Here is a 10,052-nt window from a genome sequence, read left to right as displayed (position 1 = left end):
ATCAGCTAATGATCCTTTTCCATCTAAGTAATCTCTTACAGCTATATTCTTAATTTCTTCTGAATAAAAAGAATTCTTAGAAGTACCTAATCCATCAACACCTAGTGCTTGAAAATTTCTAATCCATTCTCTTAAGGTGCTATTGTCAACGCCAATAAGTTTAGCAGTATTATTAATGGAGTCTATTCCATCTAAACATCTATGGACATATTCTAGTTTCTCATTTGTTGTAAATGCACCTTTTCTTCCCATAAAAAATACTCCTCCTTGTAGTGAACAGTTTTATTATTTTAACTGTCTACTACAAGGGGAGCATATCAGAATGTATAGGGGTTTTCTTTATGCTCTTAGATTTTCAATAAATCTTCTAAGCATGGCAATAGTATGTTCTTTTTCAGGCTGGTTCTTTGATACCCTATACAGGTTTGAACTTAAATAATCCCAAAAGGCAGCAGTCATATTGCTTTCATTTATTGCAAACGCAACAGTTGGCAAGAAGGTCTTAGCAACTATTACACCCACATCCTCCTTAGCATACAGCATATAATCAGATGGTTGCGGACTAGATTGTATAAATATATTATAATTATCAAAATTTAAAATAAGCAGTATGATATTTTGAATATGCTCTATATATTCTTCTGTTGTATAATACAAAAGAGTATTGTCAAGCATATCAGAAAAGCTAACCTTAGCTTTTCCTTTTCTCAATTCTTCAGCATGGGGTAGAGTAATTACTTCCGTAAAGCTATGACTTTTCAAGCGCTTTTCAAAATCTATAATTCTCTTTTCATGATAGGTTAGTATTTTTTCTTTTTTATTATTATTCATAGATTTTAGAATACTTTCTGCAACGCTCATAGGCATAGTTACATTTGAAAGTGTACTAATATTTAAAATACTATCTGCTTCTTCAGCTTCAAACTCTGAAAGAGTGGATAAATAATATTCCGTATTAGTATAATTAAATATCCTCATAAGGGGACGACAAAGGGAAAGAAAGCAGTTAAATTCCTCTGTAAGGGATGAGACTAAATCCTTGCCAGTATAGAGAAAAGTAGCTCCATTTTTTACTTTGTTCCCTATGGAGTTTGATGCTACAGCGCCAGTATAAGGTGCAACAAATAATGTTCTTTTAAATAGACCATCACGAGACTTAGGATAATAATAAGGCTCTATGGCACCAGTCATATATATAGGCAGCCATTCCTCAATTGCTGAGAGCATTTCATCTAAATTACGATTTACTGTATGGATTATTTTAATTTTATTTCCTTTCATAATTACTCTAGATAAAAGAGCAGACCATTTTGCAGTAAATTCACGATTCTCTATTAACCAATCAATGTCTTCATCACTATATAGAAGAAGAGTTTGAGGTTTATTATCCATTAAGACAAGAGTCAAAAACGAAATAACTGCATTTTGTTTACCTTCTATACCATAATGGACTGAGTCCTTAAACGTGTTTTCAAACAAGTGAGGCAAGGGAATATCTTCTGCTTTAGGTACTTTTTTAAATTTAAAATCGGATAAATTATTGATAAATGCTTCTATAGAATTGCCTTTATCATCTTTTTTGTCCGAAAGCCAAAGATAGATGAGTTCTATAACTATGTCAATATCAGAAGCTAAATTTTCAGGGGATATATTCAGTGCTTGAGATAAAGCAATTTTTTGATAATCTTCATTGCAATGCTTTGCAAAATATGTAGAAATAGATTTAAGATAATTTTCATTTCTTGCTGGTGTACGGACACCACGACGCAAGCGACTAATAAAGGATGGGTCTAGTGAAACATTGAATGCTAAAGTGCTATTTGTTGTCCTTGTTATCCTCATTAACAAATCAAGCTTTTCTGCAAAGGTCATTTAGGTCACCTCTCTTTGTCACAATTATATCAAATCATAATATTGTTAATCAAGAAGTTTGGCACAAATCGTTCCAAAAGCTGGCATTGCCAAATTGAATAGGTGTATTTTTCCTATTAAAATTACTAGCTATAATTAAATTAGAGGTGAGGCTTATGAGATACAAGTTTAAGCTGAAAACAGGTTTTTTCAAAACTAAGGAATATATACTTTAAGTTTTTACTTGGGGGTGTAGTGATGAAAGAAAGAGAAGACAATGTCAAAAAAATAGAATGGTCCATAAATGTACCAATATTTAAGACCTCATTAATATTAAAGCAATTAGGCATAGCCATAGGCATTCCCTTTGGTTTAATTATTATATTTCTACTCACTATATCAGACGACAATACATACACATTTTATGCCTTCAGCCTTATAACTGCACTTTTTGTTCTAACATATATTTTTATTCGTATAATATATGGCGGGAAATACCATGTGGGCTTTACAATTGACAACAAAGGTATACGATACTATACACAAAAAAATCATCTGAGAAAAAACAATATAATAAATACCTTAACTATTATATTAGGGCTTATATCAGGGAAGCCTTCAATTACAGGAGCAGGAATACTAGCACAATCAAGACAAGCTATATTCATAAAATGGGGTGGAATTAGAAGGGTGAAGTATTGTCCAAAGCAATATACCATAATGATAAAGGGTGGTACTTCAGAGAATATAGGAGTTTTTTGCACGAAGGAAAATTATTTAGAAGTAGAAGAACTGATAAAATCTCGAGTTCAGCTTTAAATTAAGAAGAAGCAAGGTCTTGCATAAGACTAATGATTGCTATGGCTAGCTTATATAATATGCTTTAATTAAAATAATTTAAGATTATTTTATTAAAAATGATGAAAATCTAATAAACGGGGTATTATCTAAATCATCAGACAGTTTTATGAAAAATCCAGAGGTGGCAATAAAAATTTCATGCTTATGTTAAAGAATGGAGAGTGTAGATATGGAGAGCTTATACGAAAAGCTTATGGAATTTTTAAGAGAAGAAGATAAAGAAAATTCTTTTAAATTATGTATGAATGCATTAGAAGAAGGAAGTACTACTGTAGTTAATTTGTACGAATCCATCTTAACCCCAGCACTAAATAGTATAATAGAAGAATATGATTTAGACATAGAAAGTTTAATATGGAAGGAACATGTGAGAAGTGGAATAATAAGAACCATAGTGGAGTGCGCTTACCCCTATGTATTAAGAGAAAGGGACAAGCTAGGCTCTCGGTATGAGACTAGTGTAATAGTTATGTGTCCTCAATTTGAAGACCATGAGCTAGGGGCTAGAATGGTTTCTGACTTTTTTACTATTGCAGGCTATAACACCATATTTATAGGAGCCAATACTCCAGAAGCAACAATACTAAAAGCTATAGAAACTATTTATCCTACTTATGTCTGTATAAGTGTTACAAATCATTTCAATTTAGTAGCTACCAAAAAAACAATAGAAAAGATTAAAAGAACATTAGATAAAAATATAAAGTTTATCTTAGGAGGCAATGCATTTACATCGGATCCTAGCATGTATAAAAAAGTTGGGGGAGATTTTGAATTGAAAAGCTTTCAAGATATCTTAAATTTATATGATGGAGATGAAAGAAATTGAAACTAGCATTTAATATAGCTGCAAGGTTTTTAACGTCAAATAAGGGACAAACCATACTTATTCTAACAGGTATAGCCATAGGTGTTTCAGTACAGATATTTATAGGCTCTCTAATAGATGGACTGCAGAAATCATTGATAGACAAGACAATAGGTAGCTCCTCACATATTACTATAGTCTCAGAAGGAAACGAAAAATATTTTGAAGATAAAGATCCACTTATAGAAGCTCTAAATAAAGACGACAGGTTTTCAGCAGTATCTAAATCTTTAGATTCCTCAGCTTTTTTATATAAGGAAGAAGAATCATATCCTATACTTATACGAGGAGTAGAATTTAATAAGGCAAATAGTATATATAAATTTAGTGATAGGTTAATAAAAGGAAGGATACCGAAAGGCAATTTTGAAACCATAATAGGTAAAGATTTGGCTGAAGAAGCTAATATGGAAGTAGGAGATTCTGTTAATATACTAACCCCGGAAGGGAAAAACATAGATATAGAAATTGTAGGAGTTTATGACCTAAAGGTAGCAAGCTTAAATAAATCCTGGGTGATTACTACATTAAATAGTGCTAGAGATATATTCGAAAAGAAAGATAATCTGTCTTCAATAGAAACACAAGTTAAAGATGTTTTTAATGCAGATGTAATAGCTGATGATTTAGAAAGAGTTTTAGAAAAAGAAGAACTAAAGACTCTAAATTGGAAAGCACAAAATGAAGAATTGCTTTCTGGTTTAACTGGACAGTCTGCTTCTAGCTATATGATTCAGGTTTTTGTACTATTAGCAGTACTACTAGGCATTTCATCTGTTTTAGCCATATCAGTAGTTCAAAAATCAAAACAAATTGGAATACTAAAAGCAATGGGGATAAAGGATAAAACTGCAAGTTTAATTTTCTTGTTTCAAGGTCTTGTCCTAGGAATTGTAGGTTCTATTTTAGGAACTATTCTTGGGCTTACCCTTACCTATGTTTTCGCTAATTTTGTGAAAAATCCAGATGGAACACCTTTAGTTCCATTTTATTTAGACTACACTTTTATAATTATTTCTGTCCTAGTAGCCATTACTTCTGCTACTATTGCGGCACTTATACCAGCTAGGAAATCTTCTAAGCTTAATCCTATAGAGGTGATAAAAAATGGCTAATATATTAGAACTAAGGAATATAAACAAAATTTATGGAGAAAAAATAAAGACTCAGGTTTTATTTGATATTAATTTAAGCTTTGAGGAAAGTACTTTTAACTCTATTATAGGAGCTTCTGGTAGTGGGAAATCTACCTTAATGAATATAATAGGAACCTTAGATAGAGCTACAAGCGGAGAAGTATTTGTAGATGGAAGAAATATTTCCAATATGAATAAAAACCAATTAGCTACTTTAAGAAACGAAACTATAGGATTTATATTTCAATTTCATTATTTACTACCAGAGTTTACTGTTTTGGAAAACATATTAATTCCCTACAGGATAAAGCATAACAAAGTTACTAAAGAAGCCTTAAATAGAGCTAATGACTTAATAGAAATAGTCGGTTTAACTAAAGTAAAAAATAACAAAGCTACAGACATATCTGGTGGTCAACAGCAAAGAGCAGCCATAGCTAGGTCCTTAATTAACAGTCCTAGAATAATACTTGGAGATGAGCCGACGGGAAATCTTGATTCAGAAACTACAGAAACGGTTTATAATCTTTTAAAAGAAATAAATAGAGAATTTAAATCTACTTTCATTGTAATAACTCATGATAAGAGGATAGCAGAAAAAGCAGATAGAATTATTGAAATAAAAGATGGCAGAAACCATGCCACTAACTCATAACTGAAGTCACAAATTAGTGGCACTCTATATAAATAATACCATTCTTTTATAAAATCAAGTCTATTGTCAAAGCATTCGATTTCTTTTCCTAATTTAAATTTCAAAGATATTCGTATCGCCAACTTGACACGAGGGGTTTAGTTAATAGCAGGGGGTTTTCTAATTTATCGGAATTCGGGTATCATTTATAATTATAGCTTTTACTTTATCAACTTCAAGTGGTTCATCTATATCCCAGCTTGCACTAAATGAATGATTTTCAGAGTCTTGGCTACCGCCACCGCCTTCTAACTGAATGATACCGTCTACAGTTTCAATTTTGACCACTGCATCGCTTATATAGCAGTTCTCTCCTTCATAGGTACCCATGGCTTGTAATCCCAAAGGGTTTAATGTCATATACTCTAAAACATACCCTTCAATAGAAATATCTTCAGCCCAAGTAATGATATTTCTACTTGAATCACTTAGATTTGCTACAACCTTCCAGTTCCCTTCAACACCAGTGTGAACTGTACCAGTATAGCAAAGGGTATATTTACTTAGATCTTTTTTATTTAAAGGAAATATAAATTCTTCATACTTATACATGGCATCACTATAATCGTTTCTTTCAATATCAAGGAATTTATTTTTTTCATCTGTAAATAAAACTAAACTATAATCATAAGGTATAAGATTACCATCTTGATCCTTTAAGTCAATTGATGGATCATTAGGTCCAAATTCCTTGTTAAAAATCTTGCCTATCTGAACATGCAATTTACCGTCTATGATGCCAATATTAGAAATCCATTGGTTTTTATTGCCATGAGGCATACTAGCATAATTACCTGGTAAAAGTACCTTTGTATCTCTTCCGCTCCAAATATTATCTGACTCTCCACCTCCACCCCAAATTTGCGATTCATTAATTGATACAGTATCCGTGTCTTTAATTGATATAAGAGGTATGTTGATTGGTTCTTCTTCATACTCTGTTTTATCAAAATAAATTCGCGAACTGCCCAATTCCAGCGGATCTGCCAGTGGCATATCTATATCGGTGGTTATATTAAATTCATAATAAGCAGTATTTGTAGCTTCATCAAAATATAGCATTTTTTGTTTCCAACCATATCCAATTACCGATGCGTCCCTCTTGCCAATTATATTCTTCTTAGTTCTCTCACTCATTTTAACATTAAATCCATCCCTAAAGTCAGTTCTTTCTGTCAATCTATTCTGTCCTGTTATATCTTTAAGAGATAGATACACTACCGCCCTATTGTCATATTTCTGTGCACCAATTACCTCCATTCTGATTCCCTGTTCCTCGCAATAGACTTCAATAGGTTCAATAATTTTCCCAAAATTTGGATTGAATTTCTTCATAAACCATTCAAAATTTCCTAATACTGCAGCAGTTGCACCAACAACTAAGAACATGGATAATACTATAGCAGCAACTGTAGACCTCATCCATGGTTTATGACTCTTAACTGGCGTTTTAGTATCTCTTTTATTTAATTCAGTTCTCACTCGTTGAGCAATTTTACTTGAATCTACATTGATTTGAGAAAGCATATCATATATTTTTTGTTCTTCATTATCAAGTTTACTCATATTTAAACCCCTTTCTACTATATACATTATTCAATTCTTTGACCAACTTATCCTTTGCCCTCTGATACCTTTTTCTCAGGGTTGCAGGAGAAATCCCTGTAAGCAAAGATAATTCTTCATAACTTTGCTCCTCCATTATTCTCCCATATAATAACGCACGATCCTTAGGTTTAAGTTTCTGCAAAGCTCGAAGTGTTTCATCACTTAATCCCTTGTCTTTCTCTTCTAACACTGCTTCACTATGAATTTCACTAAAATAAAATATCTTACGTTTTTTTAGTTGATTTAAACTGCGATTATATGTGATTTTATATAACCATGCAGACAAATTTTCTCCGTCAAATTTATTTCGGTTTTGATAGGCTGCAATAAAACTCTCTTGTACTACATCTTCTGCCTCTTGATAATCACATAGAATTGCTGTTGCATAGCGAAGGAGCTTTTCACCATAGAGATTAATTACCTCCTCTAATATATCCTCTCCACCTATTACAAATTTTTTGCCAAATTCTATATCTTCCATGGCTTCACCCCTTTCTTTTTTTCAGCCGACTGTACCCTTATAACAATTCAAAATTGAATTTTGTGACATATTTCTAAAATAATAATAAAAATAGATGAAGAAAATTTGATTTCCCCATCTATATTAGAATTAAACATATTCATTATTCATATTATCTAATAATTATATAATAAGTTTTAATACCCCTAGACCAATAAATACTGAGAGCAAAACTATCAGTGGGGATATATGTTTACTCACTAAATCAAGCTTATTCAATAGATTTATCAATAAAGATATTGAATGAGATTATTAAAATTATTCATATCATTAGAATTAATTTTTTAATCATTGAGCCATAACCTTTCCTTATTCTTAATATTAAAACCCCTCCATATTCACGTTATTATGCCCATTCTTTTTTAATATTGTAATTACATTATTCCTTAATTCTTCATTTATTTTTTCATGATCTATATTCATAAGTTTAATTGCCATCATCGGCTTGTCTTTACACATTTCTCTTATAGATGGTGCATATTCACTTCCATCCCTAGGTTGAATTACATCTATTAATTCATATGCATCTCCTTTTTTCTCATATACAGTAACTGTAGGCATAAGATATCCAGAATCATCTATAACCTTACCATCATCATATAATACAACTAAATTTTTACTTACAATAGCATATATTTTTATAATATTATCTTTTTCATAAATGCCCTTCACATCTAATGCTATAGCTGTAAATGAATCTTCTTCTTTTTTATATTTTGTAGGATAATGAGCTTTATACACCAATTCTTCATATTTATCTTCAAACACTTGACTATCATCTTCTATTTTTACTATATCTATTATATCTAATCTTTTATACCATTCTGTTGGACTTAACTCTCTATAATTTTCCACATTATTTTTTGGACCTAATATTTCTATTGCAATATCCTTCATAATCTGTCCCTTAAGATCATCTTGAACATTTCCATTTTCAAATTCACTTAAAATATACTCTAAGCCTACCTCCCCTAATTTTACAATATCTCCATATTCATTTTGGTTTTTATAATTTTTAGAATCTGCTTCTGAGTTCTTTTTAGCTAAAACATTTAAATTATATTCAATTATTTGACTTGTATCATCTTTATCCTCTTTTATTTCACTTTCAATTTCTTTATAAAATTCTACTAATTTAGTGAATTTGTTTTTACTACTTCCTAATTCACTAGTCTTCATACCTAAAATAGATGTAGTCATTGAATCTATATTATCTCTAGTAAGAGTGCCAATTTCCATTTCCTCACCATTTTCTTCTATTATATAGGTAATATAATCTAAATTATCTACTAAGGAAAACAATATTGCACTGTCATACTTAAAATCATCTATATCAGCTTCATTTGTGTTTCCATCAAAATATAATTTTAATCCATAGGGTTCTTCTTTAGATAAAATCTCCATAGATTTGTAACCATATTCTTTTGGAAATTCTAAATTTGAAACTATACCACCTACTTTAGAATTGTCACCTACATATTTAGTTTTATAGCTATATAATTTGTCTGCTAAGGTTTTTTCTTTTTTAGCTTCACAACCAATTAAAAAACTTGTACCCAATATTACTAGTATTAATGCTAAAACTAGAGGTTTACCTGATTTTTTTATTATATTATAGAATATTTTTTTATCCATTTATTTCCCTCCTTTCTTCTATCTTTTCATCTAAGTATTTTTTTAATTCTAATAAATCATTCTGGCCAATGGAATCGGATTCATATAATTCTGCTACAAATTTTTTTACAGAATTATCATAAAGCCTTTTAATAATCCCTTTACTTTTTTTATTTATATAATCCTGAGAAACTAAAGGTATATATACATTCTTCCTTCCATCCTTTTCTGTTTTAAGATATCCTTTATCTATTATTCTAGATAAAAAATTCCTTACCGTACTCTCTGCCCAATTATGTTCTTCTAATAATTCTATTATCTCATCGATATTCACAAATATTTTCATAAAAGGTTTTTCACCCTGTAAGGCGATTTTCCTTCTATTGAAACTTTTTTAGTTTCAATTATTGGGACATTTAATTTCTTTAATTGTTCTTTAGCAAATTTTCCAACATCATATTCCAAGCTTCTAGGATTAATATAAGCTATATCTGGTATGAAAAATTTCATTTTTTTCGCCTCAATACATAGTATTTCACTATATTTAATATGTGTTGAAAGCAAAAATTGGAATTCTATGTTATATATTCATTTCTTTTAGATTCAGCCTCTGGAATATTTTTGGGTAAAACATTTTTCTACATATTCATCAATCGTAATACAGGTGAAATAAATTACTGAGTTTCTGACGAAAAAGGCTATTTTTCAAAATCTTAGCTATTTTAATTTCTTTACCACAAAATCTGTATCTAAGAAAAATGCTTGTCTTTTATCCTTGTCTTCTATGTCTTCAAATCCTAGTTGATAAACCGGATTGACCCCTTAATATTGGACAAAAACTCACGAATACTTTCTTTTTCTTAGTTCCTTATATTTTAATGCTTTTTCGCTTTTTTTATT

At 30.5% G+C, this 10,052-nt stretch carries 11 protein-coding genes; 4 read left to right on the top strand and 7 right to left on the bottom strand.

Annotated elements, in window-relative coordinates:
* Nucleotides 1–252 (bottom strand): helix-turn-helix domain-containing protein (locus BLV37_RS14415; protein WP_143031478.1); only part of this gene is annotated, 252 nt, incomplete at its 3' end.
* Nucleotides 253–339: 87 nt separating this feature from the next.
* Entirely contained in the window at nt 340–1,872 is a 1,533-nt protein-coding gene (locus BLV37_RS14410; protein WP_091733067.1) for a hypothetical protein, read from the bottom strand.
* A 237-nt stretch (nt 1,873–2,109) separates the two neighbouring features.
* Here BLV37_RS14410 and BLV37_RS14405 point away from each other — a divergent pair, with 237 nt between their 5' ends.
* The 4 genes from BLV37_RS14405 (at nt 2,110) to BLV37_RS14390 (ending at nt 5,371) form a co-directional block, all read left to right on the top strand.
* On the top strand, nt 2,110–2,670 hold the full coding sequence (locus BLV37_RS14405; RefSeq protein WP_091733064.1) for a hypothetical protein: 561 nt from the start codon (nt 2,110–2,112) through the stop codon (nt 2,668–2,670).
* 196 nt (nt 2,671–2,866) lie between these two features.
* Nucleotides 2,867–3,541, top strand: coding sequence for a cobalamin B12-binding domain-containing protein (locus BLV37_RS14400; protein WP_091733062.1), 675 nt, complete (start codon nt 2,867–2,869; stop codon nt 3,539–3,541).
* Nucleotides 3,538–4,695 (top strand): ABC transporter permease, encoded by a 1,158-nt coding sequence (locus BLV37_RS14395; protein WP_091733060.1) that lies wholly within the window; start codon nt 3,538–3,540, stop codon nt 4,693–4,695. The genes BLV37_RS14400 and BLV37_RS14395 overlap by 4 nt, the downstream gene beginning before the upstream one ends.
* Nucleotides 4,688–5,371: an ABC transporter ATP-binding protein gene (locus BLV37_RS14390; protein WP_091733057.1), complete on the top strand. Its 684-nt coding sequence runs from the start codon at nt 4,688–4,690 to the stop codon at nt 5,369–5,371. The genes BLV37_RS14395 and BLV37_RS14390 overlap by 8 nt, the downstream gene beginning before the upstream one ends.
* 159 nt (nt 5,372–5,530) lie before the next feature.
* Here BLV37_RS14390 and BLV37_RS14385 read toward each other — a convergent pair whose 3' ends face one another.
* The 5 genes from BLV37_RS14385 to BLV37_RS15125 all read right to left on the bottom strand — a co-directional run bounded on the left by BLV37_RS14385 (nt 5,531) and on the right by BLV37_RS15125 (nt 9,662).
* Entirely contained in the window at nt 5,531–6,976 is a 1,446-nt protein-coding gene (locus BLV37_RS14385; protein ID WP_091733054.1) for a hypothetical protein, read from the bottom strand.
* Nucleotides 6,969–7,499, bottom strand: a complete 531-nt coding sequence (locus BLV37_RS14380; RefSeq protein WP_091733051.1) for an RNA polymerase sigma factor — start codon at nt 7,497–7,499, stop codon at nt 6,969–6,971. Before BLV37_RS14380 ends, BLV37_RS14385 begins: the two co-directional genes overlap by 8 nt.
* Before the next feature lie 360 nt (nt 7,500–7,859).
* Nucleotides 7,860–9,173: a DUF4825 domain-containing protein gene (locus BLV37_RS14375; RefSeq protein WP_091733048.1), complete on the bottom strand. Its 1,314-nt coding sequence runs from the start codon at nt 9,171–9,173 to the stop codon at nt 7,860–7,862.
* A complete protein-coding gene (locus BLV37_RS14370) occupies nt 9,166–9,498 on the bottom strand; it encodes a BlaI/MecI/CopY family transcriptional regulator (protein WP_091733046.1) in 333 nt (110 codons plus the stop codon). The genes BLV37_RS14375 and BLV37_RS14370 overlap by 8 nt, the downstream gene beginning before the upstream one ends.
* Nucleotides 9,495–9,662 carry a hypothetical protein gene (locus BLV37_RS15125; protein WP_176968000.1) on the bottom strand — a complete coding sequence of 56 codons (168 nt, stop codon included), beginning with the start codon at nt 9,660–9,662 and terminating at the stop codon, nt 9,495–9,497. The genes BLV37_RS14370 and BLV37_RS15125 overlap by 4 nt, the downstream gene beginning before the upstream one ends.
* Nucleotides 9,663–10,052: the final 390 nt, after the last annotated feature.

The organism is Proteiniborus ethanoligenes (assembly GCF_900107485.1).
Classification (GTDB): Bacteria; Bacillota; Clostridia; order Tissierellales; family Proteiniboraceae; genus Proteiniborus; species Proteiniborus ethanoligenes.
Note: the sequence above shows the minus strand (reverse complement) of the source record. Positions and strands in the feature narration are given on the sequence as shown.